The following is a 26,698-nucleotide window of genomic DNA, read 5'->3' on the forward strand; positions in this document are numbered from 1 at the left end:
CAAAGATGCTTTCGACTACCTTTCTGAAACAAACGAATGGTGAGTTAAGTGAAGGGAATCAAAGAACTTTCGCATAGCGAAATCGATCATGTCTCCGGCGGCGCTTCCGTTACCGGGTCTGTCAGAAGCTATATTGACGGCGCGGCCGCATTGGCCGGCGGCGGGGCTATGGGTTATGCTGCGGCAATCGGTGCCGGGGTCGGTCTATCGACCTTCGGTGTCGGCGCGCTTGCCGTCGGAGCGGTGGGCCTCGGAGCCTACGGCATCTACAGGCTCGCAACGGCCTGAGACAATTCCTTTTAAATCACTCAGGCTCTTTCGCCGTCAGGCGGAGAGCCGCCAGAGATCGGTCCGCGCCCGCAAGTGGCCGATTGGCTCCATCCTCAGAAAGCGTGACCGTTTGCTTTCAGCCAGCCGCTTTTACGCCGATCCCTGGGCAAGCTGGGGATACGAGTCGAGCTTTGATGGAACACTGCTGGCATGGTGGGGCACGAAGGGCGGACACCCGACGGTTTTCGTCGGCGAGATCACAGCAAAGCCGCTGAAGGCCTTTGCGAGCTTTTCCGGACCCCTGTTGCATTTCTCTTGGCGCGACTACGCCAACCGGCTGCTGCTGACGGAAGGGGACCGGCTGTTCGAGGTGGATCCCAGACGTCCGAACGAACGCATCGACGTCACGCCGCAGGGTTTCCATACCTGGCAGATCATTGCGGAGCCGTCCGCCCCCGGCGCAAGACAGGCCGTCATCTCGCACGACCGCAGCCCCGTCTTCACCGATCTTTACACGACGCTCGCCGACGGCACGGCACGGCAACTGCTCGAGGAAAATTCCGGGCGCACCGAAAGCTGGCTGCTCGATGCCGATCTGCTGCCCTGCCTGCGTGTCGAGCGCGGCGAGGATGGCGCCAGGCGCTATGTCGCAAGGCTTGCCGACGGCAGCTGGAAAGAGATTGCGGCGCTTAAGGCTGAGGAAACGCTGATCATCTGGAACGCCGACCCGCATGGCCTGCGCTACGAGGCACTGTCGAACCGCGGCCGCGACAAGATCGCCCTCGTCGGCATCGATCCTTCAACCGGGCAGGAAACCGCAATCGCCGGCAGCGACGCTGTCGATATCCTCGATGCGATCCGTTTCAACCCCGCAGAGCCGACCGACCTTGTCGTCATCCGCAACGGCTTTCCACGGCTCGTGCCTATCTCTAAACGCGGTGAGGCCTTCGCCGAACTCGTGTCCAGCGCTGGCCGGCATGCCGATTTCGAAATTTCCGGCGCGTCGAAGGATGGCAGGATCATCGCCGCCTCCGTCTCTTTCGACGCGCAGCAACCGCGCGCCATGCTTTTCGATCTCACTGGGAAAACCGCTTTGACACTCGGGCCTGGGCCGCAGGCGTTGCCCGCGACGGCAACCACGCCCGTAGAGATCGCCGCACGCGATGGCGAGCAGTTGAGCGCCATTCTCACATTACCGGAAAAGGCTAAGACACCCCTGCCCGCCGTCATCGCCGCCCATGGCGGCCCGGCACGGCATGAGAATTGGGGCTTCGACCGCGACAGGGCCTTCCTGGCAAGTAGGGGCTATGCCGTACTGTCGGTCAACTATCGCGGCTCGACCGGTTTTGGAAAGCGCTTCCAGGCGCTCGGCTTCCGGCAGTTCGGCCGCACCATGCAGGACGACCTCGCCGATGCCGCACGCTGGCTCATCGACAAGGACATTACCGTGCCCGGCCGCATCGCCATTCAGGGCGAAAGTTTCGGCGGCATGATCGCGGCGCTCTCCATGAGCCGCGACCCCGGGCTGTTTGCTGCAGCCATCATCGATTATCCCGTCGTCGACCTGCCCTTCCAGATGGAACACAACCCCGCCAGCTGGGCGCTTTTCACCGAGCAGGTGGAACAATATTTCGGCACGCCCGCCAATGAGGCGGATGCCCGCGCACTCACTGAATCCTCGCCGATCAACCAGGTCGAGCGCGCCGAGGGCGCCTTCCTGCTGACGGCAGGCGAAGCCGATTCGATCGTCGGTGCGGAGCAGACCAGGCGGTACGAAATGGCGCTGCGCAAAGCCGGCCGCGCGGTGACCGCTCACTACTTCGCCGGCGAAGCACACGGCTACACGAAATGGCAGACGAAACTGGCCAGAGCCCGTGCAATAGAGCTCTTTCTTGCCGGTTGCATTGGCGGAAAGGCAAAAAAATTCGATTGGCGGACGGCCCTGGCAAGATATTGGAAATAAGAAAAAATTGGTCCTCCAGATGATTTACACACGCAGCGCGCGTCAATTTCATTGGTCACGAAGGGTTGATGCTCGCGCTGATTGCTCTAAACTTGCCCTCGTTCGCTAGAAACGGCGGATTTCTGTTCACCTCGGAGGCACCTATGGCTGACGTTCAGAGCGTTAACGCAAATTCGAACGACTACTACTACATCCTTCCCCTCGAAGACTTTGAGATAGATGCGGTCAATGGCGCCGGCTCCTGGGTCGGCCACGTCGATCGCGGCATGATCGGCGGCACGGCTGCGGCCGGCGCTACCTTTTCGACGACAGGCAGTCTCAGCAAGGCAGGAATAGCCAGCGGATTTGGATTTGCAGCTGGTGCCGGGAACAGCGTCTACAATGGCGGATTATCCGGTAGCGGCAACTCGAGCGGCCGCGTGATCTGCACTCATTTCTATCGGCGTGGAAAACTCGATCGCGATCTTTGGCGCGCGGATCTTGAGTTCACCTTTGAGAACCTGTCGGAAACCACCATTCGCGGCTATCACTACTGGGCTATCCCTTACGTGCGCCTGATGCGCCGCAGCCGGCTTGCAGAACAGATCATGTATCCGCTGGCAAGGGCCCGCGCTGAGGAAATAGCCTTCCAGGCGGGCCGCCGCGCCAAAGGATCGATTTCCGGTAAGATCGTTCGTCTGATCGGCGAACCGATCTGCTACGTGATCGGCTCCATGGTGAAGCAAAAGGACTTTGCGCCGCTTTGGACCGAAACCAGTAACGGGTGAGGTGTCGCCATGACCGCACTCCAACGCATCATTATCAGCGAAATTGGTCTTTCCGCCATCATTGCGGCGGCCGCGGTGATCGGGTTGCCGAAGCTCAGCGATCCGGCAGCGCCGGTAAACTATCCGCTGGCTATCATCGTGTTTCTGGCATGCTCCGCTGCCTTCGTTGGGTACGAACTTTTCGCCCGGCGGACCTGAGCTTTCGAATCTGACACGATCAGGGGCCGGGTCACCGGCCTCATTCTCATCGCGCAGAGCCCGTCCCTTCCGTCGAAAGCTTCATTTTTCCTCTCAAGGTTGACGAATATTCCTCTTCGCCTAGCTCCTTTAGGGACGACAGAGGAGGAAATTCAAGTGAATGTCCATACAGGCATCCAGCCGGCCTTGCCCCGCCCCTACCCGATCAAAGGTCTTGTCTCGCTGAGATGAATCTGTTTCGCCGAGAAGCTCTGGAAAGACAATCCCAGCGGCTGGCCGGAACGGTCTCCATGGCCGTACCGACGGGCTGGCATCTGACCGGCTATCTGATGGCTGTCGTGCTTGCGGGCGTCGTGATCTTCCTCTCGATGGCGAGCTATTCGCGCATCGTCCAGGCGACTGGCGTCATCCTGCCAGACAAAGGCATTGCCGTGGTCATCCCGCCCCGCGCCGGCGTCATCATGCAGATGATGGTGTCCGATGGCGACCATGTGAACGAGGGACAGGAACTGATCGCCGTGCGCTCCGAGGACTATCTCGTCAGCGGCGAATCCGCCTCGAAAAAAGTCGCCGAGATGCTGCAGCGGCAGAATGCCAGCATCGACGAGCAGCTGCAGGAAGTGAAGAATGACGAAGCGTCCCAAACGGCGCAGTTTTCCGCTCAGATCTCCGGCTTCGAAACGCAGATTACCAAACTCGAAGGCCAGATCGGCCTGCAGCAGGATCTCATCAAGTCTATCGACGCCGATGTCGAGCGCATTCGCGGCCTCGTCAGCAAGGGCATCGTGGCCCAGCGCGACGTGCTGTTGCGCGAGGACTCGCTGACCGAGCGCCGCCAGCAGATGTCGGTCATCGAGAGTACGCTGTCCGAACGGCGCTCGGATCTTTCCGATGCGCAACGCATGCTCGACCAGGTGAAAGCCCGCGCCAACGAGAAGATGGCATCGCTGGAGGCCGAACGCGAAGACGTCAATCGCGGCATGGCGACCAACGAGCAGTCGCGCGCCTATATCATCCGCGCCGCCATGCCCGGCACCATATCGGGGCTCACCGCAAGGATCGGCGAGGCCGTCAATCCGCAGCAGGCGCTGATGAGCATCGTGCCCGAACAGGCCGTGCTGCATGCCCAGCTCGACGTGCCGAATGCGGCAATCGGTTTCATCGAGGTCGGCCAGGATGTTCGGCTCGCCATCGACGCTTTCCCCTACCAGAGCTTCGGCACCGTCGGCGGCCATGTCAGCAGCCTGTCGAAAAGCCCGGTGTCGCGCAGCGGCGCCGGCAGCGCCAATCTCAACTATCTCGTCAAAATCGAGCTCGAACGGCAGGATATCCTCGCTTACGGCAAGCCGCAGGCCCTGTTTCCCGGCATGACTCTGTCGGCCCGCATCGCGACGGCCCGCCAGTCGCTGCTGGAGTGGCTGTTCCAGCCGCTCTATGCCTTGCAGCGCCGCTAGGGAGGCGCGCGCCCCGTGAACACTGCCGTCCTTCAATCAGGCTTCCTGTCCAGCGCCCGCGTGCGGCTGATCCGCCAGACGGAGGTCAGCGAATGCGGCCTCGCCTGCCTTGCAATGATCGCCGGCTTCTACGGACGCAGCATCGATCTGGCGACCATGCGCCGGCGCTTCACGCCCTCGCTGCGCGGCGCGCCGCTCTCGAGCCTCATCAAGATCGCCGACCAGATCGGCCTGTCGCCGCGCGCCGTCAAACTGCCGCTGGAGCAGATCCCCAATCTGGCGCTTCCCGCCATCCTGCACTGGGATATGAACCACTATGTGGTGGTCGAAAAGGTCTCGGCCGGCAAGGTGCTGATCCACGATCCTGCGGGAAGAAGCGAATGGCTGCAGACCTCGGAAGTGTCGGGTCATTTTACCGGCGTGGCGCTGGAGCTGAGGCCCAACGAAACCTTCGAGAAGAAGAGCGAGCGCGAGACGCTGCGCTGGTCGCAGCTCTGGAGCCGTATCACCGGGCTTGCCGGCGCCTTCCTGCAGGTGCTGGTCTTGAGCCTGGTGCTGCAGGTCTATGTGCTGGCGCTGCCCTACTATCTGCAAATCGGCATCGACACGGCGTTGCCAGCCCTCGACCACGATCTGCTCAGCGTCCTGGCGCTGGGCTTCGGACTTTTCACTGTCTTCAATGCCGCTGCGACCTTCCTGCGCTCCTTCGTCATCCTTGCCGCAGGGTCCGCCCTCGGATTCGGCATTGCCGCCAATATTGCCCGCAAGCTCTTCCGCCTGCCGCTCGACTGGTTTCAGAAGCGAGAGGTCGGGGACATCCTCTCGCGCTTCCAGTCGGTGACGCCGATCCAGAAGCTCCTGAGCGAGGGCGTTGCCGCGACACTGGTCGATGGCGTGTTGGCGCTGACGACGCTGGTTATCATGTTCTTCTACAGCGCCAAGCTGGCGCTGGTCGCTATCACCGCCTTCTTCCTCTACTTCGTCGTGCGCCTCGTCTCCTTCTCGCTGGAACGCCGGGCGCAGGAGGGCAGCATCATTGCCCATGGCAAGGAACAGACGGCGCTGATCGAGACGATTCGCGGCATCCAGACTTTCCGGCTCTACAACCGGGAAAGCATGCGCCACAGCATGTGGCAGACGTTGCTGACGGATGCAGTTAACGCCAATATTCGCGTCGCCCGCGTAAGCATCTGGCAGAGCACAGCCAATGCGCTGATTTTCGGGCTGGAAAATATCGTCACGATCTGGCTCGCGATCGGGTTCGTCATGGATGGCGGCTTCAGCGTCGGCATGGTCTTTGCCTATCTCGCCTATAAGGGCCAGTTCCTGGAAAAGACCGGCAACCTCGTCGACCAGGCAACGGCCTTCTTCATGCTGCGCCTGCATCTGGAGCGTCTGTCCGATATCGCACTGGAGCCCGACGATCGCAGCTTCGGCTCAACCGAGAATTCGATGATGAAGCTCAAAGGTTCCATCGAGCTCAAGAACCTCTCCTACCGCTACTCGCCGACCGATCCGCTGGTACTCTCCGATGTCGGCCTGACGATCGGCGCCGGCGAGCACGTCGCCATCACCGGCCCCTCGGGCTCGGGCAAGACCACGCTTTTGAAGCTGATGATCGGACTTTTGGAACCGATGAGCGGCGACGTGCTGATCGACGGCATGCCGCTCAACCAGTTCGGCCACAAATCCTTCCATAACCAGATTGCCGCCGTGCTACAGGACGACAATCTCTTCGCCGGCTCGATCGCCGACAACATCGCCCTCTTCGACGAACAGCCGGACCGGGACGCCATCATCGCCGCCGCCACAGCGGCGGCCATCCATGACGAGATCATGGCGACACCGATGCAGTATGAGACATTGGTGGGCGACATGGGTTCCAGCCTGTCGGGCGGCCAAAAGCAGCGCGTGCTTGTGGCGCGCGCGCTCTATCGCAAACCGAAGATGCTTTTCCTCGACGAGGGCACCTCGCACATGGATGTCGCCAACGAGGCGCGCGTCAACGCCTCGGTCAAGGCCCTCGGCATCACCCGCATCATCGTCGCCCACCGGCTGGAAACCGTGGCTTCGGCCGATCGCGTGCTTTATCTTGACGAAAAAGGCCTCGTGTCGGTTGAGACGGGGCATGTGTTCAGTCATGGTGGCGAAAGGTGATTTGTCCGAACATGATCGCGCACGACCCCAGTTCGACCCGGTAGTTGAGGACCGAGACCCGTGGGATCGGCGCGGCCAAAGCGTTTCGCGATCGCGGTCTGCTTTGCTTGGCGACATCGGCTGTGAGGTGCCGGCTGCACGACTAGCCGCCGTGCTGACTGCCGACTGTTTTTACCTCTCTCGACCGCGCCGCCCTTCTTGCGGGCCGAAGCTCATCGATCGTCGGTGTCCACCACTGCGCGCGTTCCGGCCGCGCCGTCTTCGATGGCCAAGTGCGCACGAGTTCGTCGAAAGTGGGCTTCCGCCACAATCCCCACACATGATCTTCGGTGACACCGGGATAGAATTCCGCGACCGCCGCGGGCTCGACGAGCTCGCCGGTAATGTCGGTGAACACGACGAGACCGTAGGAGATGGCGACAACGCGGCCGATAGGCGGCAGGTCGCCGCTCACAAGAGGATAGCGTCGACGCCTCCGTTCCATCGAGCGAAGCTTCGACCTCATGTCCTCTTCGCTACCCTTTCGTTCTGCGGCACGACGTCGCCGTTCCTCCGGCTCGTTGCGGCGAGCTGCCGCTTCGATCTGTGGCCAGCGTTGGCGCAGTTCCTCGAAGGATCGGTAGGGGACATGCCAGATCTTCAAGTCACCGTCCCACCGCGAGAACGGAACCTCGCGTAGCGTGTCGACCACCGTCTTCGAGTACGGTGTCTTGATGCGGAAACCTGTCTTGCCAGGCTCCAAATAGCTGCTGTCGATCGGATCGAAATCGAAGGCGTCCCTCCCCTTCGCATCGGCATGGGCGTCGGCTTCTGCCTCCCGTTCGGCCAGCCATTTTCCGAACCGACGGGACGCAGTCCGACCGGGAATGAACCATGCCTTGCGAATATCGCTCCACCGTGCGCGGGGGAACTTGCGGCGAAACTGTTCGACGGTCATCCGGTCGAAAGGAAAGTTGACGTCGCGCCCGGCTTGGCGTCGTCCGGTTCATTCGTATTGCCCAAGGTTACCGAAATTTCGTCTTGCATCTCGCGATAACGTTTCTCGAGACCGGCAGTTCAACGCAGACGTTTCAAGAGTGCACGCAATCCCGATTGCGAAACGTCGCGGATCGCAACCTCTATCGGAAACCACTTTTGTCTTCGGATCCTCTTTTCGGGAAAGTCCGTGGCGATCCCTGAGACTTCGAGAAGATGGACAGCGACATGGTAACGATGAGGCGTGCTGTCCTTCTGATAGGAAAATGACCCGAAGACTTCCGGGTCGATCTCTCCCACCACGCCAGCCTCTTCGAACGCTTCCCGCAAAGCAGCGACAGAGCTGGTTTCACCCGGATCGAGATGCCCTTTTGGGACACCCCATCGGCCGTTCCGCAGGCTTCCGACCAGAAGCACCCGCAGCCGGCCACTTCCGTTGCGACGATAGCAGATGGCTCCTGCCTGCTGCAGGTCGTGGCCGGCATTGCCGGAACGCGATGATTTGAGGTCCTTGGCAAGCATGGAGGTTGTCGATTTTCGATTTTGTTTCATGAAATCGCTGTATCATCGCACTATGACAGCACGCTCAGCGTTGAGGACCGCCCTCTCACAGCCGGAGTTCATCTTGTCGTCGGAAATCGAAATCAAGCTCGATCTGTCAACGGAAGCCGCGAACGCTGTTCTTGGTTCCGATCTTCTTGGGAAACCCGACAAAGTTTTAAATCAAAAGTCGACTTACTTTGATACGGTCGATCGCACCCTATGGCGGAACGGATACACGCTGCGCATCCGGCAGGTTGGGGCGGCGCGGACCCAGACGGTAAAGGCCAGCGGTCCCAGCAGATCGCTGTTTGCCCGTTCCGAATGGGAGACGCCCGTCGAGGGAGAAGAACCCGTCCTTGATCACACGAGCCCGCTGGTTGGAGAGTTCGGCTGCGACCTGAGCCTCGAACCCGTATTCGACGTCACAGTCGAGCGGCGATTGTGGAACGTCGAGGAGAACGGCTCCCGGATCGAGGTCGTCATCGACGCGGGCGAGGCGAAATCCGGCGACAGGAGTTCGTCGATCCGCGAAGCCGAGCTGGAACTGAAGGAGGGTGATCCAAGCGACCTTTTCGTCTTTGCCCGCAGGATCGATGGGGTTGCCGCATTCAGGTTCGGCATCCTCTCAAAGGCCGAAAGCGGCTTCGTTCTCATCGAAGCGCAGAAGCCGGCTTACAAGGCCGAAAGTCTTCATCTTGACCGCGACATGACGGCCATTGCAGCTTTCCAGACCATCGCGACTTCCTGCCTCCGTCATTTCCGTCTGAACGAAGACGCGCTCCTTGACAAGCGCAAGCCCGAAGCCCTGCACCAGGCTCGGGTAGCCCTGCGGCGTCTCCGCTCGGCATTCTCTCTCTTCAAGTCGATCGTCTCCGGCGACGAACCGGTGCGTCTCAACGGCGAACTGCGCTGGCTGGCTACGGTGCTGGGCGAGACCCGCAACGTGGATGTCCTCCTGAGCAAGGCGCAGGACGCCGATCTCGTCTCCAAGCTGAAGGCAGCCCGCCGGGACACATATAAGGAAGCGATCGAAGCGTTGAATTCCTCAAGGGTAAGAGCCCTGATGCTCGATTTGCGCGAATGGCTCCAGTGCGCCGACCATCTTGTAAATAGCGGGCTTGTTGCGTCGGAAATTCCAACTGCGCAGGACTTTGCTGCGCGCGTCCTGGAGAAGAAGCGCAAACGGCTAAAAAAGGACGGAAAGGCGCTTTCGTCGATAGACGACGAGCACCGGCACGAAGTTCGCAAGGATGCCAAGAAATTCAGGTATGCAGCGGAGTTCTTCGGGTCGCTCTTCGCTGACAAGCGCGGTGCAAGCCGGCACAAGAAGTTTCTGAGCGCGATGGAAACGCTGCAGGACGATCTCGGTGCTCTGAACGACCTCGCGACTGCTCCTCACGTCCTGGAAAAGCACGGTCTGGCCGAACATCCAGCAAGAGACAGTGTCGTTCCGCACGCCGACAAGCAGGTTCTCATCGAAAAGGCACAGGCTTCGCTCGACGACGTCCTGGACACAAAGCGGTTCTGGTGATGAGACGAGCGGCCTTCGCCGCATCCGGACTGGCCTGGTTTTGCTCCGCCGATGACAATAATCTTGTGAAAAATCCGATACTAGGGCACAATTTGCGAAGGCATCTGAAGTTGCGGCGCAGTCTCAAATCCGGCCGTCTCGCGCCGAGTGACAGTTCGCGTCGGAGGGTCGGCGTCGATGGATCAGGGGTTCTTTCTTCTGTTCGCTGCGGTATCCGTGATCACGGCCCTGACGGTGGTCCTGGCGCGCAATCCGGTTCACAGCGCACTGGCGCTGATGGCGTGTTTCCTACAGGTCTCGGCAATCTTCGTCTTGCTCGAGGCACCGCTGCTCGCGGTCATCCAGATCTTCGTCTATGTCGGCGCGATCATGGTCCTGTTCCTGTTCGTGATCATGATGATCGATGTGCGCGAAGCGGTGTTGCAGCGGTTTTTGCCGGGCGGCAACCTCCCGGCTCTGGTACTGCTCGTCCTGCTCGGGGTCGAGATGCTCGTGCTGGTGCTCTGGAGCGACCGCTTTTCGGTCATGGAGCCCGTCGCCAAGGGCGGCGGCGATGAGGTCAGGCAGCTTAGCATAGCCCTTTTCGCCGACTATCTCCTGCCGTTTGAAACCGCCTCTGTAATCCTGCTGGCGGCCCTGGTCGGCGCCATCATGCTGGCGCGAAAGGAGCAGGGGTGATGGTTCCGCTCTGGTGGTATATTGTGCTCGGAGTGGTCCTGTTCGTGATCGGAGCGGCGGGCGTGCTGCTCAGGCGCAATATTCTCGTCGTCCTGATGTCGCTGGAGCTGCTGCTCAACTCGGTCAACATCAATTTCATCGCTTTCGGGCGTTACCACGCCGATTTCCGCGGGCAGATCTTCGCGATCTTCGTCATCGCAATCACCGCGGCAGAGGTTGCCGTCGCCCTCGGTATCCTGGTCGCCCTCGTGAGGAACAAATCCACCCTCAAGGTCGACGACGTGACGGTGATGAAAGGATAGCGGCTTTGGACCCGGTTGTATCGATCCGGCCGTTGCTTGCCATCACCGTCGCCGGTCTGGCGGCCCTTGCAGTGCTCCTTTTGAACAACCGCGAGAGACTTCGCGATCTGGTCTCGCCGTTGGCCGCGATCGCCATGTTCGCGATTGTCGTGTCGATGGCGCCCACGGTGCTGGCGGGCGGGACGGTCGAATTGCGCCTGTTCGAGATTCTGCCGGGGATTGACTTTGCTTTCCGGGTCGATGCGCTCGGCATGGTGTTTGCCACCGTCTCGTCGCTGCTGTGGATCGTGGCGGCGATCTATTCCATCGGCTACATGCGGCATCTGAACGAGCATGCGCAGACCCGGTTCTTCGCCTGCTTCGCCAGCAGTCTTGCCGCCGCCGCCGGGGGCGCCTTCGCCGCCAATCTGTTTACGCTGGTGATCTTCTACGAAGTGCTCAGCCTCGTTACCTATCCGCTCGTCTACCACCACGAGGACGAAGAGGGATGGAGGGGCAGCCGCAAGTACCTCGTCTATCTGATGGGCGCCTCGAAAAGCGCGCTGCTCGCCGCACTGGCGCTGACCTACCATATTGCGGGGTCGCTCGACTTTGTCGCGGGGGGGCTGCTGGCGGGGAGCGGTGCCTCGGCGGCGCTGCTGACGGTCGTCTATTTCTGCTATCTTTTCGGCTTTGCCAAAGCCGCCGTGATGCCGATGCACGCCTGGCTGCCCGCCGCGATGGTCGCGCCGACACCGGTCAGCGCGCTTTTGCATGCAGTGGCAGTGGTCAAGATGGGCGTCTTCTGCGTGCTGCGGGTGGTGTTCCATGTCTTCGGCACGGGACTAGTGGGTGGGCTGGGCCTCGGCATCGCCACGGCCTATCTGGCTTCGTTCACGATCCTGATGGCGTCGGTTTACGCCCTGACGCGGGACGACCTGAAGGCCAGGCTCGCCTATTCGACGGTCAGCCAGCTCTCCTACATCGTGCTGGGCGCGGTTCTGTTGTCACCGGTCGCGATGGTTGGCGGGATCATCCACATCGCGGCGCACGCATTCTCCAAGATCACGCTCTTTTTCTGCGCCGGGTCGATCTATTGCGCGTCGGGCAAGCGTAACATCAGCGACATGGCCGGTATCGGCCGCAGGCTGCCCTGGACGATGGGGGCATTCTTTGTCGCCTCGCTCAGCATGATTGGCGTGCCGCCAACTGCGGGCTTCGTCAGCAAGTGGTATCTGGCGGAGGGCGCCGTGGCGGCAGGAGAGACCGCGTTCCTGGTCGTCATCCTGGTGAGTTCGATCCTGAACGCCGCCTATTTCCTGCCGGTCAGCTATGCCGCCTTCTTCCAGGCGGAGAGGCAAGAGGAGAGCCGGACCACGGTCCGTGAAATTCCGTTGGTCACGATTCCGCTGGTCGCAACGGCGATCCTGTCGGTGCTCATGGGCATTTTCCCGGGCTATTTTCTCACCCTGGCAGACGGAGTGATCCGATGATCAAGCGTGTCGTCGACTTCTTTGGTGACGAGCAATATGCGAGGCCGCGCCGCCGGCTGTTCTACCTCGTGCTTGTCCTGATCGTCGTCGCCGACTTTCTGGTCTCGCGCGAACACGCCGAATATCTGTGGGACAGCCTGCCGGGCTGGTCGGCCGTCTACGGCTTCGTCTCCTGCGTCCTGCTTATCTTCGTCTCCAAGTTTCTCGGCCATCGGGTCGGGCTGATGCGGCGCGAGGACTATTATGACTGACTTCATCCATCCGGCTCTGCTCTTTATTCTCGGCGCCCTGCCGATCCCGTTCCTCAGCGGGTCGGTCCGCAAGGCCTATCTGCTTCTGATCCCGGCGCTGGCGATCCTTGCCGTGCTTGCGATGGAGCCGGGCAGCTATGGCGAAGCGCGGTTCATCGGGCAGGAGATCCTGATCGCGAAGGTGGACAAGCTCAGCATCGTCTTCGCCACCGTTTTCACCATCATGGCGCTGATCGGCATGGTCTACGCGCTGCACCTGACGGATGCCGGCCAACACGTAGCGGCATTCGTCTATGTCGGCAGCGCGCTTGGCGTGGTGTTTGCCGGTGACTATCTGACCCTCTACCTGTTCTGGGAGGGCATGGCATTCGCTTCCGCCTATCTGGTCTTTGCGCAGCGTGGTGGGCCGGCGATCCGGGCCGGGTTCCGCTATCTCATGGTCCATATCACCGGCGGCGTCGTCCTGCTCGGCGGCATCATTTCCCACGGGCTCGCCACCGGTTCACTGCTTTTCGGTCCGATCGCGGGGGACCTCACCAACGGGGGAATGGGGGTCGGCGACTACCTGATCCTCGCCGGCTTCATCCTCAATGCGGCCGTGCCGCCGCTCAATGCCTGGCTGACCGATGCCTATCCGGAGGCGACCGTCACCGGGGCGGTGTTCATGAGCGCGTTTACCACCAAGACCGCCGTCTATGTGCTGGCGCGGGCGTTTCCGGGGACCGAACTCCTGGTCTGGCTCGGCACCATCATGGCGCTCTACGGCGTCATCTACGCGGTGCTGGAGAACGATTGCCGGCGGCTTCTCGCCTATCACATCGTCAGCCAGGTGGGCTATATGATCGCGGGTATCGGTATCGGGACCGAGATGGCGGTGAACGGAGCCGCCAGCCACGCCTTCGCGCATATCCTCTACAAGGCGCTGCTGTTCATGGGTGCCGGGGCAGTCATCCACGTCACCGGCCGACGCAAGCTCACCGAGCTCGGCGGGCTCTACAAGGCCATGCCGCTGACCGTGGCACTTTACATGGTCGGCGCCTTGGCGATCTCGGCCTTCCCGTTCTTCTCCGGTTTCGTCACCAAATCGATGGTGATAGCGGCTGCAGGAGCGGATCACCGCGCGCTGGTGGTGCTGGCGCTGACGATGGCATCGTCCGGGACGTTCCTGCACACCGGCCTCAAGCTGCCCTATTACATGTTCTTCGGGACGGACCGGAAACTGGAGGCGCGGGAGCCGCCGCGCAACATGCTGATTGCCATGGGCATGGCGGCGGTGCTCTGCATTGCGATCGGGGTGTTCCCCCAGCCGCTTTATGCGCTTCTGCCCTATCCGGTGGATTTCGAACCCTATACGGGCCTGCATGTCATGGAGAGCCTCGGGCTGCTGATGTTCACCGCCCTGGGGTTCGTGCTGTTCCTGTGGGCGCTCGATCCCGAGAACACGATCAGCCTCGACACCGACTGGTTTTACCGCAAGGGCGCGCGGGCCTTCATGTGGCTCGCCGAAAGGCCCCTGGCGCGCTATGAGCAGGCGGTGAGCAATGTCTCCGAAACCGCGGCGCTGCCCTTGCTGCACGGCGCGGCGCGGGCAGGACTCCGGCTCGATCTTGTCGGCGTGGATGCCGTCGTGAACGGCGTCGCCCACTCGATCCTGCACAGCGGTGGGCGGCTCAGGCGGCTCCAGACAGGTGTCGTGACCCATTACGTGCTGGCGATGGTCGTCGGTCTGATCGCAGCCACCGTCGTCTTCGTCGTGGCGTGGCGGTAGGGGGTGCCATGGGCTTCCCGCTGCTGAGCCTCATCATATTCACACCGGTCGCCGGGGTCGCGGTTCTGATGTTCCTGCGCGGTGACGATGCGGCGCGGTGGACTGCGCTCTCTTTCACCGTCCTCGACCTTGCTCTCTGCATCGCCATGCTGACGGGCTTCGACACCACGACCCATGCCATGCAGTTCACCGAAACGCGCCCGTGGGTGCCCGCGCTCGGGATCAATTATGCGCTTGGCATCGACGGAATCAGCGCGCTCTTCGTATTCCTGACCGCACTGTTGGGGTCGATCTGCGTGCTCGCCTCCTGGGTCGCGATCGACCGCAAGGTGAAGGAATTCATGATCTGCCTGCTCTCCATGCAGGCGCTGATGCTCGGGGTCTTCTGCGCGCTCGATCTGTTCCTCTTCTACGTCTTTTGGGAGGCGATGCTGATCCCGATGTACCTCATCATCGGCGTCTGGGGTGGTGAGGGTCGGGTCTATGCGGCGATCAAGTTTTTCCTCTACACGCTGGCGGGCAGCCTGCTGTTCCTGATCGGTGTCATCGTGCTCTATTTCTACGGTGGCAGGACCTTCGATATCCTCGCTTTGACAGAGCAGGACTTGCCGTTCCGGATCCAGTCCTGGCTGTTCTTCGCCTTCCTGATCGCTTTTGCGGTCAAGGTGCCGATGGTGCCGGTCCATACCTGGCTGCCGGACGCCCATGTGCAGGCGCCGACGGCGGGCAGCATTATCCTCGCCGGCGTGCTCCTGAAGATGGGCGCCTACGGATTCCTGCGGTTCTCGCTGCCGATGCTGCCGGAGGCATCGATGTATTATTCGACGCTGATGCTGGCGCTTTCGGTGCTTGCGATCGTCTACGGCGGGTTGCTCGCGCTGGCGCAGGACGATCTGAAGAAGCTGGTCGCCTATTCCAGCATCAGCCACATGGGCTTCGTGACGCTCGGGATTTTTGCGCTGAACCTCCGCGGGCTCGAGGGCGGTATCCTGCAGATGTTCAATCACGGCGTGACGACAGGCGCCCTGTTCCTGTTCGTCGGGCTGATTTACGAGCGGACCCATACCCGCAGCATCGCCGACTATGGCGGGTTGATGAAGGTGGCGCCGGTCTACACCACGTTTCTGGCACTGTTTACCCTGTCGTCGATGGCGCTGCCGGGAACGAATTCGTTCGTCGGCGAGTTGCTGGTGCTGTCAGGCGGGTTTGCCGCCAACCTGGTCGCCGGCTCGGCCGCCGTTTTGGGTGCATTGCTGGGGGCTGCCTATCTGCTTGGCATGTATGGGAAAGTCGCGCTCGGCCCGACCAGCGTCAGCGCCCGGTTGACGATACGCGACGTGAACGCCCGTGAGATGGCTGCGATCCTGCCGCTGGCCGTCTTCGTACTTTGGGTTGGGCTCTATCCGAAACCCTTTCTCAACGTCATCGATGCCTCGGTGAAGCATCTGCTGACGCAGGTGCAAAGTAGGGGGAGCGGCCCATGACCACCGCCACGCTTTTCCAGTCGGCCCTGGCGAGCCTGCCCGAGATCGTGGTGATCACAGGCGCCTGCATCCTGCTGATCCTGGGACAGTTTGTGCGAAAGGGACAGGAACATTTCCTTGTCGGGGCGTCGGTCGCGGTCGTGTTGATTGCCGCCTTGGCGACACTCATGCTGGCGAGCGAGGTGCGGCCGGCCTACACGGGCATGTTCATCGCCGATCGCTTCGCGGTCTTTTTCAAGTTCGTTTTCTACTTGGCCACCCTTCTGACATTCCTCCTTTCGCGAAAATATGCCGATATCGAAGGGATCGGCAGCAGCGAATACTATGTCCTGCTGCTCTTTGCGCTTTCGGGCATGATGATCATGGCCTCGGCGACCGATCTCCTGTCGATCTATGTCGGCATCGAACTGATGGTGATTTGCACCTATGTGCTGACCGGTTTCCTGCGGCGTGAGCGGCGGTCGAACGAAGCAGCACTGAAATACGTAGTCCTTGGCGCGGTCTCGACCGGGATTTTCCTTTACGGCGTTTCGCTGGTCTACGGGCTCACCGGCACAACGCAATTGGACGGGATGGCTGCGGCCGTGACCGGCGATCGGCTCGATCCGGGATTGTTGCTGGCGGTGGTCTTCATCGTCGCGGGGCTGGTCTTCAAGGTCGGCGCGGTTCCCTTCCATATGTGGCTGCCGGACGTCTATGAAGGCGCCCCGACGACGATCACCGCCTTCATGTCGGTAGGGCCCAAGGCGGCGGGGTTCGCGGTGATCCTGCGGGTGTTCCTCAACCCTCTCGTCGCAGCCTCGGACGTCTGGATCATCCTCGCTGTCATTGCGGTGGTGACGATGGCGCTCGGCAGTTTCGTGGCGCTGGTCCAGGATAATTTCAAGCGTCTCCTGGCCTATTCCAGCATCGCCCATGCCGGCTTCGCCATTTTCGGCGTGGCCGCCGGCGGTGCCGATGGGATCGCCAGCGTGATGCTCTATCTGCTGATCTACGCTTTCATGAATCTCGGCATTTTCGGAGCCGTCATCATGATGCGGAACGACGATTTCTCCGGCGAGGTCATCGAAGACTATGCGGGTTTCGCCAAGTCACATCCGGGGCTGGCGCTTCTGATGCTGCTCTATCTCTTCTCGCTGGCCGGCATTCCGCCGACGGCCGGGTTCTTCGCCAAATTTTACGTGCTGGTCGCCCTCGTCGAGCGTGGTTTCGTCATGCTGGCGGTAATCGCAGTGCTGCTCAGCGCCGTCGCCGCCTATTTCTACATCCGCATCGTCATGGTGATCTACATGCGCGAGCCGAAGAGGACATTCGCCCCGGCGCTGACGCCTTTGGTGGGCGCGACACTCGCCGTCACCGCCGCCGGCACCATCGGCATCGGCCTGTTTCCGTCGTGGTTTCTGAAGCTTGCCCAAGATTCGGTCTTTGGTGGGTGAGCGATTGGATTTGCAATGATCACACCGACGGAATAGACTTGAAGGTGGAGGAAGGATTGCCCACGTAGCGCCGCGGCGGACCGATTTACCAGTTCGCGATGAGGTCGATGGGCAACCGGTGCAGTGATATGACTGCAATGGAATTCTTGCCCGTTCTTTTCATGGTCGCCGGAGTCGTTCTGGTGACGGGGGTGACGTTGTTCGTTTCCTCGCTGCTGCGCCCATCCAATCCCTATCCCGCCAAGAACATGCCCTATGAATGCGGCATGGATGCAGCGGGCGAGGCGGCGGCGGGCCGCTTCAGGGTGCCGTTCTTTATCCTCGCGATCCTGCTGGTCGTTTTCGATGTCGAAGCGATGTTCCTCTTTCCCTGGGCCGTCGTCCTGAAAGAGATCGGGCTGGTCGGCTATATCGAGATGATCGTCTTCATGGTGCTGCTTCTCGTGGGCTTCGCCTACGCCTGGCTGAAAGGAGCGCTGGAATGGGAGGCGTAAACAACGCGATCCGCGACAGCGTGCTGTTCACCACGGCCGACAGCATCATCAGTTGGAGCCGGAGATCGGCGCTGTGGCCGGAGACCTTCGGCATTGCCTGCTGCGCCATCGAGATGATCTCGGCCGGTTGCGCCCGCTACGATCTCGACCGGTTCGGCGTGGTGTTCCGCCCTTCGCCGAGACAATCCGACGTCATGATCATCGCCGGCACCGTGACCAGGAAATTCGCGCCCGTCGTGCGGCGGCTCTATGACCAGATGCCGGAACCGCGCTGGGTGATCGCCATGGGCACCTGCGCTATTTCGGGCGGGGTCTACAACACCTATGCCGTGGTGCAGGGATCGGAAACCTTCGTGCCCGTCGATGTGCATGTGCCTGGCTGTCCGCCCCGGCCCGAGGCGCTGATGCACGGCTTCCTCCTGCTTCAAGAAAAGATCAAGAGATCCCGGGCGCTCGCCGGCACACCTCTGGATCGGGTTATGGCGTCATGAGTGCGCAGCCGTCCCTCAATCGCGCTCCGATCATGGAGCGCTTCGGAGAAACAATCGAGGACCTCGGCACTGCGCACGGCGTCGACGCCTTTGCCGTTCCGCCCGAGAGGATCGTCGAGTTCTGCCGGTTCCTGAAAGAGCATCCGGCGCTGCAATTCAATTTCCTCTCGGACATTTGCGGGGTTGATCACTATCCCGAAACGCCGCGGTTCGAGGCGGTCTACCATCTTTATTCGCTGCCCAACAGGTGGCGGGTCCGCATCAAGTGCCGGCTTGGCGATCCTCCCGACGTGGCTTCGGTCACGGGGGTCTGGCGCACCGCCAACTGGCATGAGCGTGAGGCCTGGGACATGTACGGCATCCGGTTCGAGGGACATCCCGATCTGCGCCGGATCTACATGTGGGAAGGCTTCGAGGGCTTTCCCCAGCGCAAGGATTTCCCCTTAAGGGGCTATAGGGACACGTTGAACCCCTTCGGTGCCGAAGGTCCGCCGCCAACACGGCCCGACCTTGCCACCAGGGACATTCCGTAAGGAGGCCGTTCTACGCCGGAACGTTGAGATGACCGAAGTCACCGAGCTCAGCAGGCCTGAGGGTGAAGCGCTCAATACCAGGGAAGTGCTTCTCAACCTCGGTCCGCAGCACCCCAGCACGCATGGGGTCCTTCGGCTCGTCCTCGAACTGGACGGCGAGTTCGTCGAGCGTGTCGATCCGCATATCGGCTACCTCCATCGCGGCACCGAAAAACTGGCGGAGAGCTTCACTTATACCCAGATTTTCCCGCTGACGGACCGGCTCGACTATCTCTGTCCGCCCTCGAACAACCTGGCCTTCGCGCTGGCGGTGGAGAAACTCCTCGGCATAGAAGCACCGATCCGGGCGCAATATATCCGCGTGATGATGGCCGAGCTGGCACGGATCTCCGGTCACCTCCTGATCACCGGCGCGCTGCCGATGGATCTCGGCGCCATGACCGCGCTGCTTTACGTCATGCGCGAGCGCGAAATGATCATGGACCTCCTGGAAATGATCACCGGTGCGCGCATGCACACGTCCTTCTGCCGGGTCGGCGGGGTGCGCGAGGACCTGCCTGACGGGTTCTTCCCCAAGATCCGCGAGTTTTGCGACATCTTCCCGAACCGGATCCGCGACTATGAGCGACTGCTCGAAGATAACCGGGTGTTTCTCAATCGCACGAAGGGGATCGGCGTGATCTCCGCCGAGGATGCTGTTGATCTCGGCCTCAGCGGCCCGAACCTGCGTGCTTCCGGTGTCGACTGGGACATCCGGCGCGATGAGCCCTACGAGATCTACGACCGGCTCGATTTCAACGTCATCACCCGTAACGAGGGCGATTGCTATGCACGCTGGCGATGCCGCGTCGACGAGATGCGCGAAAGCATGAGGATCATCGAACAATGCATCGACCAGATGCCTGAGGGCCCGTTCCAGATCGACAATCCGACAATCGCCTTCCCGCTCAACAAGGATCGGGTGCACTGCTCGATGGAGGCGCTGATCCAGCATTTCGACCTGTCTGCCTACGGCTTCAAGGTGCCGAAGGGCGAGGTCTATTCGGCGATCGAGGCGCCAAAGGGCGAGCTTGGCTTCTACATCATCAGCGACGGGTCGCCAAAACCGTTCCGCATGAAGGTGCGGGCACCCTCGTTCGTCAATCTTCAGGCTCTCTTCGGGGTCACCAACGCCCGCTATCTGGCGGACATGATCGCCGTGCTCGGCAGCCTCGACCCTGTGATGGCGGAGGTGGACAAGTAGCAAGGATTTGAATGCGATGACCATGCGCGAAAAGATCCAAGAGGCGGCGGCGCGCTATCCCGACCAGCGTTCTGCGATCATGCCCGCGCTCCTGATCGCGCAGGAAGAACATGGCCATCTGCCCGGGCCGGTATTGGAAGAGGTCGCCGACATTCTCAAGGTCGAGCGGATCTGGGTCTACGAGTTGGCGACTTTCTACACCCTTTTCCACACCGAGCCGGTGGGGATGTTCCACCTGCAGCTCTGTAACAATGTTTCCTGCATGCTGTGCGGATCAGAGGAGCTGCTAAACCACCTGGAAACGGTGCTGGGGATCAGGAAAGGCGACACCACCCCGGACGGGCTGTTCACGCTTTCGACCGTCGAATGCCTCGGCGCCTGCGAGATGGCTCCGGTGATGCAAGTCGGCGACGATTACCACGCCAACCTTGATGTGGCGCGGATAAACGCACTGTTGGACAGCCTGCGGGCGACAGTGGGAGCGCCGAGCATCGAGCACGCCTCCGCGCGGCTGCCGGGGGAGTAGCGCCATGTTCGAGCCGGTTCTTCTCAAAAATGTCGATGTGGCCGACAGTCATTTGGTGTCGACCTACGAGGCTGGCGGCGGCTACCAGGCGCTGGAAAAGGCGCTGCGCGCGTACACGCCTGACGAGGTTGTCGACCTCGTCAAACGGTCCAACCTGCGCGGTCGCGGCGGTGCCGGATTCCCAACGGGCATGAAATGGGGTTTCGTGCCGAAGCGCACCGGCAAGCCGACATATCTGTGCTGCAACGCCGATGAGGGCGAGCCGGGCACGTTCAAGGACCGGATCATCATGGAGCGCGACCCGCATCAACTGATCGAGGGGCTGGCGGTCAGTGCATATGCGATTGGGGCCGAAACAGCCTATGTCTACATTCGCGGAGAATATGTGACGGCGACCCGTCGTCTGGAGCAGGCGATCGCCGAGGCCCACGCAAAGGGCTATCTCGGAAAGCGCATTCTGGGCTCCGATTTCAATTTCGCCGTACACATCCACTGCGGCGCCGGCGCCTATATCTGCGGCGAGGAGACTGCGATGCTCGAGTCGCTCGAGGGCAAGCGGGCGCAACCGCGATTGAAGCCGCCATTTCCGGCCGTGGCCGGGCTCTACGCCAGCCCGACCGTGATCAACAATGTCGAGACGCTCGCTTGCGTGCCGCATATCGTCATACGGGGGTCGGACTGGTTTCGGGGCATCGGCCCGGATAAGAGCCCCGGCCCGAAGCTCTACTGCCTCAGTGGGCAGGTGCGCAAACCCGGCCTCTATGAGTTGCCGATGGGCATACCGCTGCGCGAACTGGTCGAGAACCACGCCGGCGGCGCGCTGCCGGGACGCAGAATCAAGGCGGTGATCCCGGGCGGGGTCTCAGCGCCGGTCATACCGGAGCACGGGCTGGAGGTGAGGATGGATTTCGACTCGCTGGCTGCCGCCGGCTCGATGCTCGGTTCGGCTGGCGTTATCGTCATCGACGACTCGACCTGCATGGTCAAGGTCGCCACCCGGATCATCGAATTCTTCCATCATGAGTCCTGCGGCAAGTGCACGCCGTGCCGGGAAGGATTGAACTGGGTCGTGAAGGTCCTGCGCCGGATCGAGGCTGGCGAAGGTGCGCCCGGCGATCTGGAGCAGCTGGAGATGCTCTGCAAAGGCATTTTCGGCAATACGTTTTGTGCCTTGGGTGACGGGGCGGCGATGGGGTTGCGGGCGGCACTCGGCCATTTTCGCGATGAGTTCGTTGCCCATATCGAGGACCGCAGGTGTCCTTTTCACTGAAGGCGTGTGCTGCGACAGGACTGCGAGGAAGCATGGTTAGCATTACGATCGATGGACAAACGCTGGAAGTTGAGGCTGGCTCGACAGTGCTGCAGGCCGCCCAGCGTTTGGGCATCGATATCCCGACCTTCTGCTATCTGAAGCGTCTGCCGCCGCTGGCCTCCTGCCGCATGTGCCTGGTGGAGATCGAGGGGCAGCGGCGGCTGCAGCCGTCCTGCGCCACCGCCGTCACCGAGGGTATGGTGGTGCGGGCGAACACAGCGCTGATCGAGGAAACGCGCTCTTCCATGCTCGATATGCTGCTCGCCAACCACCCCCTCGATTGTCCGATCTGCGACAAGGGCGGCGAATGCGAACTGCAGAACATGGTGATGGCCTACGGGCCCCGCGAGAGCCGATTCCGCGATGACAAGCGTGTGTTCCACTCAGAGGACATCCGTCTGAGCCCGGTCATCATCATGAACGTCAACCGCTGCATCCAGTGCCAGCGCTGTGTCCGGATGTGTGAGGAGGTCGTCGGCGCGGTCGCCCTCGGCACAATCGAAAAAGGCATGGATACCGCCGTCACCGGGTTCGAGGGCAGTCTCGCGGCTTGTGACCAGTGCGGCAATTGCGTCGAGGTCTGCCCGGTCGGCGCGCTGATGAGCTTCCCCTATCGCTACAAGGCGCGGCCCTGGGATCTCACTGAGACCGACACGGTCTGCCCGCATTGTGGCACCGGTTGCCAGCTGACGGTGGGCACACGTAAGGGCGAGTTCATGCGGGTGCGCTCGAAATGGGACGAGGGGGTCAACCGCGAAACGCTCTGCGTCCGGGGACGCTTCGGCCTCGATTTCGTCACGAGCCGGGACCGCATCAAGCGACCGATGATCCGTCGTGATGGCGCCCTGGTTCCGGTTTCCTGGGATGAGGCTGGGGACTACCTGCGCCGGCGACTATCGGCCGTCGAGGGCAAGGCTGCCGGCGGGCTGGCCTCGCCCCGCCTCCCCAACGAGATGCTCTATCAGTTTCAGAAGCTGATGCGGACGGCATTCCGGACCAACAACATTGATTGCTCGTCACGCTGGTCCACGCCCTTCGATACGCTCGGCCCGCTACTGGCAGCCTTCAACAGCCGCGCACCGCTGGACGACGTGATCGGCAGCGACTGCGTGCTCGTCATAGGCGGCAACGTCACCGAGGAGAACCCGGTCACCGAATACCTGCTGCGGGATGGCGTGCGGCGGCGGCAGACCGGATTGCTCATGCTCTCGGCGCGGCCATCCCGTCTGGATGCCGATGCCAGGGTGGTGGTTCGCGTGCTGCCGGGCAGAGAAGCGGCGAGCCTTGCGGCAGTGGTGGCCGGTCTCGCAGCGGCAGTTGGTCAGGCCTTGCCGGACGACGTTCTTGCGGGCGTCGCCGCGACAATCGGCGAGCCGGCGGCGGAAACCGGCATTGACGGGCCGGATCGTCTGGCCGCGGCGCTCAGGGAAGGCCGTAGCGTTACCGTGCTTGTCAGCGTCGACCTCCTGAGATCACCCGAAGCGCGCGCGACGCTGCAGCAGATCAATAACCTGCTGCAGGTTCTGCGCCTGCTCGGCAAGGGCCTGGCAATGCAGTTCCTCTTCGACCGCGCCAACCAGATGGGCGCCTGGGACATGGGAGTCCTGCCGGCCGCTCTGCCGGGGCTGTGGGCGGTCGCCGACGATGTGGCGCGCACAAGTCTTGCGCGGGACTGGGGCGCCGAAATCCCGCCTGAACCCGGCGCGGATCTCGACGCCATTCTGGAGCTCTGCGTCGGCGGGCGGATGGGCGCCCTCTACATCGTCGGAGCCGACCCCCTGATCGCCTATCCCGACAGGGATTTCGTGACGCGGGCGCTTGGCACCGCCGATCTCCTGATCGTGCAGGACGCCTTCCTCACGGATACGGCGGGCCTTGCCGAGGTCGTCCTGCCCGCGGCAGGTTACGGCGAGGAAACCGGCACGTTCACCAACAACGAGGGGCGGACCCAGACGGTCCGCAAATTCCGCGAACCCGCCTTCGAGGCGCGGAGCAATCTGGCGATCTTCGACTTCGTCGCAGCGCTCCGCAACCAGGCACTGCGGCCGTCGACGCAAGGCGAAATTTTCGACGAGATTGCGCGGCTGGTTCCAGCCTATCAGGGGTTGACACTGGGCGGACTTGGCGCTGACGGCGCATTTACCAATGCGGTGCCGACGCCACCTGTGGCCAGGTTCTTTGCGCCGCCGTCCGTCCCGGCAGCAGTCGACCGGCTCATGTTGATCACCGGCGACTGCCTGTTCCACAACGGATATCTTTCCGAACGGTCGGACATCTTAAACACGGTCGCCAATGATCCCTATGTCGCGATGAGCGCGCAGGATACCGCGCAGCTTGGCCTTTTAGATGGCGATCAGGTCATTGTGCGTTCCGCCCAGGGCGAACTGACGGCGCAGCTCAAGGTCGATAGGCGGTTTCCCAAGGGCCTCGTCTTCGTTCCGGAAAACTATCGAGCCTTGCGTCTCAACGGCTTGATGCGGCGGGGCGAATACCCATGCCCGGTGGAGGTCCACAAGGTGCATGCCACTCTTGAGGTCGACCGCACGAGCCGGATCTGGCGTGGGGTCTGAAGATTTGGGATCGCCGCGCCGCGGGCCACCCGGCAAGCTGCCCTGCCCCAGCGCCTTCACATCAAGCTGGTAACGTCAGTGATACCTGGTCCCGCAGATGTAATCCTGCAGATCCTGCTCTGTGCGCTGCGCTTCGTCGAGCCTGTGTTTAACCACGTCGCCGATACTGACCACGCCGACAACGTCGCCTCCATCCATGACCAGCACATGACGCGTACGCCGCTGGGTCATGATCCCCATCGCGACGGGTAGCAAATCCCGTGTCGAACAGGTCGCCACATTGCGGTTCATGACATCCGCGACCGGCATCATCACCGCCTCGGCCCCGTATTCCGCCACCGCATTGCAGCAATCCCGCTCCGATAGCGAACCCAGGTATTCGTCGTTCGATTGGCTGACGACGACGAAGCCGATATTGTTGTCGCGAAACAGCCTCAAGACTTCCACCATCGTCTGATCGGGAGCGACAGCGATGACACCGACACCCTTGTTCTTCATGATTTCGCCGACAAGCATCTGAGCCTCCTGTCTGCGCGCTCCGGCTTGACGGATGGCGCGCGTTCACGTTCGCCGGATATTCCGCCACCAATTGTAGCCCTGCATCTCTTTCGTCTCGACGAGCACGTCCTTCTGTGTATTCAGGCGCGCGGCGACCACGCCGCCGCCGGTTTCAGCCTTGCCCGGCTTGGCGAGCAGGTCGTCGCGCCCGATCACCAGGTCACGCGAGGAAAAACTCGAAAATTCGTACTGCTGGCCAAGCGCGATTGCATCCGCTGGGCAGGCGTCCTCGCACAGCCCGCAGAACAGGCAGCGAGCCGTGTCGATCTCGAATTTTGCCGGGTGCCGGTTGCCCTTCTCGTCCTCGTAGGGGACGACTTCGATACAGTCGCAGGGACAGATCCGCGCGCAGAGTTCGCAGGCCACGCACTTGATCTCGCCCTCTTCATCACGCGTCAGGAAGTGATGCCCGCGATAGCGTGAGTAGGGTAGCCATTTTTCCTTGTCCGGATATTGCATGGTTACGGTTCTGGAGAACAGGTAGCCGAAGGTCAAAGCCAACGCATTCGCCAGATCGGCGAAGAACGCCCAGCCAATCCATGTTCCAACTCTGTCCTGCGCGCGCGACATCGCCGCCTCGCTACGGAGCCGCTACGGCCCCTAAAAGTACACCGGTTATAATTATGTTCGCCATCGACAGAGGAAGCAAGACTTTCCATCCGATCGCCATCAGTTGGTCGTAGCGGTAGCGGGGGAAAGTGAAGCGGACCCAGATAAACACGTAGACGAAGAATGCGACCTTGAGCACAAACCAGAGGAGTGGTGGCAAGGGGATCAGTACACCGTTCCAGCCGCCGAAAAACAGGATCACCACCAGGACCGATACCAGCAACACGATGGCATATTCGCTGACCATGAAAAAAGCAAAGCGGATACCGCTGTACTCGGTATGGAAGCCGGCCCCGAGATCTCCCTCCGCTTCCGAAAGATCGAAGGGAATACGCTGCGCTTCGGCCAATCCGGCGACGAAGAACACGAAGAAACCGACCGGTTGGTAGACGATGTTCCAGACATCGGTCTGTGCCCGCACGATGTCGAGCAGGCTCATGGATTGCGCCAACATGACCACCCCGATCACCGCAAACCCCATCGGAATCTCGTAGCTGATCATCTGCGCGCAGGTCCTGAGGCTGCCGAGGACCGCGTATTTGCTGTTAGCGGCCCAGCCACCGAAGATCACGCCATAGACCTCGATCCCGATCACCGCAAAGATGAAGAGTAACGCCACATTCATGTTGGAGACGTAAAGCGTGATCTCGGCGCCGAGGACCGAGATGCTTTCGCCGAAGGGGATCGCGACGAACACCACAAAGGGCGGGGTGAGCGCCAGGATTGGCGCCAGTTTGAACAGGAAGCGATCGGCCTCGGCCGGGATGTGGTCCTCTTTGGTTAAGAGCTTTATTCCGTCCGCCACCGGCTGCAGCAGCCCGTGCCACCCGACGCGCATCGGCCCCATCCGCTGCTGGATGTGCCCGGCGATCTTGCGTTCGAGCCAGGTTAGCGGCAACGGCAGCAACAGCAGGATCGCAATCAGAAACGCGACCTTGAAGACAATCAGGCCAAGGGCGACGATAAGTTCCATGATCCGCGGCCACTTATGCATCGGGTTGAGACGTGCGACCGGACTTTGGCTCCGGCTATACACCAAGCACTATGCGCAACCGTAAGCCTCCATGGTACAACGGTGACGCACCTCATACAATGCCATCACAGTTTGCTCTT

General features: G+C 61.6%; 25 protein-coding genes and 1 pseudogene. 21 read left to right on the forward strand and 5 right to left on the reverse strand.

The genetic code is table 11. From position 1 onward, the window contains the following. Positions 1-48 precede the first annotated feature (48 nt). The 6 genes from AB8B33_RS32555 (at position 49) to AB8B33_RS32580 (ending at position 6,809) form a co-directional block, all read left to right on the forward strand. On the forward strand, positions 49-288 hold the full coding sequence (locus tag AB8B33_RS32555; protein ID WP_310381018.1) for a hypothetical protein: 240 nt from the start codon (positions 49-51) through the stop codon (positions 286-288). Positions 289-400: 112 nt separating this feature from the next. Beyond that, complete coding sequence (locus AB8B33_RS32560; RefSeq protein WP_439018529.1) at positions 401-2,233, forward strand: alpha/beta hydrolase family protein; 1,833 nt, start codon at positions 401-403, stop codon at positions 2,231-2,233. 68 nt (positions 2,234-2,301) lie between these two features. Next, positions 2,302-3,000: a hypothetical protein gene (locus tag AB8B33_RS32565; protein WP_439018530.1), complete on the forward strand. Its 699-nt coding sequence runs from the start codon at positions 2,302-2,304 to the stop codon at positions 2,998-3,000. Positions 3,001-3,009: 9 nt separating this feature from the next. Further along, positions 3,010-3,198: a hypothetical protein gene (locus AB8B33_RS32570; RefSeq protein WP_310381009.1), complete on the forward strand. Its 189-nt coding sequence runs from the start codon at positions 3,010-3,012 to the stop codon at positions 3,196-3,198. Between the two features lie 290 nt (positions 3,199-3,488). Beyond that, on the forward strand, positions 3,489-4,652 hold the full coding sequence (locus tag AB8B33_RS32575) for an HlyD family efflux transporter periplasmic adaptor subunit (RefSeq protein WP_439018531.1): 1,164 nt from the start codon (positions 3,489-3,491) through the stop codon (positions 4,650-4,652). A 15-nt stretch (positions 4,653-4,667) separates the two neighbouring features. Then, a complete protein-coding gene (locus tag AB8B33_RS32580) occupies positions 4,668-6,809 on the forward strand; it encodes a peptidase domain-containing ABC transporter (protein WP_439018532.1) in 2,142 nt (713 codons plus the stop codon). Between the two features lie 142 nt (positions 6,810-6,951). On the opposite strand, the pseudogene AB8B33_RS32585 reads toward AB8B33_RS32580, so the two are convergent. Continuing rightward, positions 6,952-7,835, reverse strand: a pseudogene (locus tag AB8B33_RS32585) (hypothetical protein). A gap of 30 nt (positions 7,836-7,865) precedes the next feature. Next, on the reverse strand, positions 7,866-8,336 hold the full coding sequence (locus AB8B33_RS32590; protein WP_439018533.1) for an NUDIX hydrolase: 471 nt from the start codon (positions 8,334-8,336) through the stop codon (positions 7,866-7,868). 73 nt (positions 8,337-8,409) lie between these two features. Between AB8B33_RS32590 and AB8B33_RS32595 the strand changes: the two genes are divergently transcribed. From AB8B33_RS32595 to nuoG, 15 genes are all read left to right on the forward strand, one after another. After that, positions 8,410-9,858, forward strand: coding sequence for a CYTH and CHAD domain-containing protein (locus AB8B33_RS32595; protein WP_439018534.1), 1,449 nt, complete (start codon positions 8,410-8,412; stop codon positions 9,856-9,858). Positions 9,859-10,035: 177 nt separating this feature from the next. Further along, on the forward strand, positions 10,036-10,536 hold the full coding sequence (locus AB8B33_RS32600; protein ID WP_439018535.1) for an NADH-quinone oxidoreductase subunit J: 501 nt from the start codon (positions 10,036-10,038) through the stop codon (positions 10,534-10,536). Then, the gene (nuoK, locus tag AB8B33_RS32605) at positions 10,536-10,838 is read left to right on the forward strand and encodes an NADH-quinone oxidoreductase subunit NuoK (protein WP_007819572.1); all 303 of its coding nucleotides are present in this window, start codon (positions 10,536-10,538) and stop codon (positions 10,836-10,838) included. Before AB8B33_RS32600 ends, nuoK begins: the two co-directional genes overlap by 1 nt. A 5-nt stretch (positions 10,839-10,843) precedes the next feature. After that, positions 10,844-12,310, forward strand: coding sequence for a monovalent cation/H+ antiporter subunit D family protein (locus AB8B33_RS32610; protein WP_439018536.1), 1,467 nt, complete (start codon positions 10,844-10,846; stop codon positions 12,308-12,310). Beyond that, positions 12,307-12,561 (forward strand): hypothetical protein, encoded by a 255-nt coding sequence (locus AB8B33_RS32615; RefSeq protein WP_439018537.1) that lies wholly within the window; start codon positions 12,307-12,309, stop codon positions 12,559-12,561. The genes AB8B33_RS32610 and AB8B33_RS32615 overlap by 4 nt, the downstream gene beginning before the upstream one ends. Next, entirely contained in the window at positions 12,554-14,329 is a 1,776-nt protein-coding gene (locus AB8B33_RS32620) for a Na(+)/H(+) antiporter subunit D (RefSeq protein WP_439018538.1), read from the forward strand. Before AB8B33_RS32615 ends, AB8B33_RS32620 begins: the two co-directional genes overlap by 8 nt. 8 nt (positions 14,330-14,337) lie before the next feature. After that, complete coding sequence (locus AB8B33_RS32625) at positions 14,338-15,813, forward strand: NADH-quinone oxidoreductase subunit M (protein WP_439018539.1); 1,476 nt, start codon at positions 14,338-14,340, stop codon at positions 15,811-15,813. Next, entirely contained in the window at positions 15,810-17,249 is a 1,440-nt protein-coding gene (locus tag AB8B33_RS32630) for an NADH-quinone oxidoreductase subunit N (protein ID WP_439018540.1), read from the forward strand. The genes AB8B33_RS32625 and AB8B33_RS32630 overlap by 4 nt, the downstream gene beginning before the upstream one ends. A 128-nt stretch (positions 17,250-17,377) precedes the next feature. Further along, positions 17,378-17,743 carry an NADH-quinone oxidoreductase subunit A gene (locus AB8B33_RS32635; RefSeq protein ID WP_439018541.1) on the forward strand — a complete coding sequence of 122 codons (366 nt, stop codon included), beginning with the start codon at positions 17,378-17,380 and terminating at the stop codon, positions 17,741-17,743. Continuing rightward, positions 17,731-18,234 (forward strand): NADH-quinone oxidoreductase subunit NuoB, encoded by a 504-nt coding sequence (nuoB, locus tag AB8B33_RS32640; RefSeq protein WP_007819590.1) that lies wholly within the window; start codon positions 17,731-17,733, stop codon positions 18,232-18,234. Before AB8B33_RS32635 ends, nuoB begins: the two co-directional genes overlap by 13 nt. After that, the gene (locus AB8B33_RS32645) at positions 18,231-18,767 is read left to right on the forward strand and encodes an NADH-quinone oxidoreductase subunit C (protein WP_439018542.1); all 537 of its coding nucleotides are present in this window, start codon (positions 18,231-18,233) and stop codon (positions 18,765-18,767) included. The genes nuoB and AB8B33_RS32645 overlap by 4 nt, the downstream gene beginning before the upstream one ends. A 28-nt stretch (positions 18,768-18,795) precedes the next feature. Beyond that, positions 18,796-20,010 (forward strand): NADH dehydrogenase (quinone) subunit D, encoded by a 1,215-nt coding sequence (nuoD, locus tag AB8B33_RS32650; protein WP_126911742.1) that lies wholly within the window; start codon positions 18,796-18,798, stop codon positions 20,008-20,010. 16 nt (positions 20,011-20,026) lie between these two features. Beyond that, positions 20,027-20,536, forward strand: a complete 510-nt coding sequence (nuoE, locus tag AB8B33_RS32655; RefSeq protein WP_439018543.1) for an NADH-quinone oxidoreductase subunit NuoE — start codon at positions 20,027-20,029, stop codon at positions 20,534-20,536. Positions 20,537-20,540: 4 nt separating this feature from the next. Continuing rightward, positions 20,541-21,806: an NADH-quinone oxidoreductase subunit NuoF gene (gene nuoF, locus AB8B33_RS32660; protein ID WP_310381046.1), complete on the forward strand. Its 1,266-nt coding sequence runs from the start codon at positions 20,541-20,543 to the stop codon at positions 21,804-21,806. Between the two features lie 32 nt (positions 21,807-21,838). After that, positions 21,839-24,418 carry an NADH-quinone oxidoreductase subunit NuoG gene (nuoG, locus tag AB8B33_RS32665; protein WP_439018544.1) on the forward strand — a complete coding sequence of 860 codons (2,580 nt, stop codon included), beginning with the start codon at positions 21,839-21,841 and terminating at the stop codon, positions 24,416-24,418. 75 nt (positions 24,419-24,493) lie between these two features. On the opposite strand, the gene AB8B33_RS32670 is transcribed toward nuoG, so the two are convergent. Genes AB8B33_RS32670 through nuoH form a run of 3 tightly spaced genes read right to left on the reverse strand, consistent with a single transcriptional unit; the run spans position 24,494 to position 26,558 of the window. Further along, on the reverse strand, positions 24,494-24,934 hold the full coding sequence (locus AB8B33_RS32670) for a CBS domain-containing protein (protein WP_439018545.1): 441 nt from the start codon (positions 24,932-24,934) through the stop codon (positions 24,494-24,496). A 45-nt stretch (positions 24,935-24,979) separates the two neighbouring features. Continuing rightward, entirely contained in the window at positions 24,980-25,546 is a 567-nt protein-coding gene (locus tag AB8B33_RS32675; protein ID WP_439018546.1) for an NADH-quinone oxidoreductase subunit I, read from the reverse strand. Positions 25,547-25,556: 10 nt separating this feature from the next. Beyond that, positions 25,557-26,558 (reverse strand): NADH-quinone oxidoreductase subunit NuoH, encoded by a 1,002-nt coding sequence (nuoH, locus tag AB8B33_RS32680; protein WP_439018547.1) that lies wholly within the window; start codon positions 26,556-26,558, stop codon positions 25,557-25,559. Positions 26,559-26,698 lie beyond the last annotated feature (140 nt).

Source organism: Rhizobium sp. 768_B6_N1_8, assembly GCF_051811225.1.
Classification (GTDB): Bacteria; Pseudomonadota; Alphaproteobacteria; order Rhizobiales; family Rhizobiaceae; genus Rhizobium.

Coding starts and splice junctions, on each gene's coding strand:
- AB8B33_RS32565 (WP_439018530.1), top strand. CDS start 2,302: ATGCTCGCGCTGATTGCTCTAAACTTGCCCTCGTTCGCTAGAAACGGC.
- AB8B33_RS32570 (WP_310381009.1), top strand. CDS start 3,010: ATGACCGCACTCCAACGCATCATTATCAGCGAAATTGGTCTTTCCGCC.
- AB8B33_RS32575 (WP_439018531.1), top strand. CDS start 3,489: ATGGCCGTACCGACGGGCTGGCATCTGACCGGCTATCTGATGGCTGTC.
- AB8B33_RS32590 (WP_439018533.1), bottom strand. CDS start 8,336: ATGAAACAAAATCGAAAATCGACAACCTCCATGCTTGCCAAGGACCTC.
- AB8B33_RS32600 (WP_439018535.1), top strand. CDS start 10,036: ATGGATCAGGGGTTCTTTCTTCTGTTCGCTGCGGTATCCGTGATCACG.
- nuoK (WP_007819572.1), top strand. CDS start 10,536: ATGGTTCCGCTCTGGTGGTATATTGTGCTCGGAGTGGTCCTGTTCGTG.
- AB8B33_RS32615 (WP_439018537.1), top strand. CDS start 12,307: ATGATCAAGCGTGTCGTCGACTTCTTTGGTGACGAGCAATATGCGAGG.
- AB8B33_RS32620 (WP_439018538.1), top strand. CDS start 12,554: ATGACTGACTTCATCCATCCGGCTCTGCTCTTTATTCTCGGCGCCCTG.
- AB8B33_RS32625 (WP_439018539.1), top strand. CDS start 14,338: ATGGGCTTCCCGCTGCTGAGCCTCATCATATTCACACCGGTCGCCGGG.
- AB8B33_RS32630 (WP_439018540.1), top strand. CDS start 15,810: ATGACCACCGCCACGCTTTTCCAGTCGGCCCTGGCGAGCCTGCCCGAG.
- AB8B33_RS32635 (WP_439018541.1), top strand. CDS start 17,378: ATGACTGCAATGGAATTCTTGCCCGTTCTTTTCATGGTCGCCGGAGTC.
- nuoB (WP_007819590.1), top strand. CDS start 17,731: ATGGGAGGCGTAAACAACGCGATCCGCGACAGCGTGCTGTTCACCACG.
- AB8B33_RS32645 (WP_439018542.1), top strand. CDS start 18,231: ATGAGTGCGCAGCCGTCCCTCAATCGCGCTCCGATCATGGAGCGCTTC.
- nuoD (WP_126911742.1), top strand. CDS start 18,796: ATGACCGAAGTCACCGAGCTCAGCAGGCCTGAGGGTGAAGCGCTCAAT.
- nuoE (WP_439018543.1), top strand. CDS start 20,027: ATGACCATGCGCGAAAAGATCCAAGAGGCGGCGGCGCGCTATCCCGAC.
- nuoF (WP_310381046.1), top strand. CDS start 20,541: ATGTTCGAGCCGGTTCTTCTCAAAAATGTCGATGTGGCCGACAGTCAT.
- nuoG (WP_439018544.1), top strand. CDS start 21,839: ATGGTTAGCATTACGATCGATGGACAAACGCTGGAAGTTGAGGCTGGC.
- AB8B33_RS32670 (WP_439018545.1), bottom strand. CDS start 24,934: ATGCTTGTCGGCGAAATCATGAAGAACAAGGGTGTCGGTGTCATCGCT.
- AB8B33_RS32675 (WP_439018546.1), bottom strand. CDS start 25,546: ATGTCGCGCGCGCAGGACAGAGTTGGAACATGGATTGGCTGGGCGTTC.
- nuoH (WP_439018547.1), bottom strand. CDS start 26,558: ATGGAACTTATCGTCGCCCTTGGCCTGATTGTCTTCAAGGTCGCGTTT.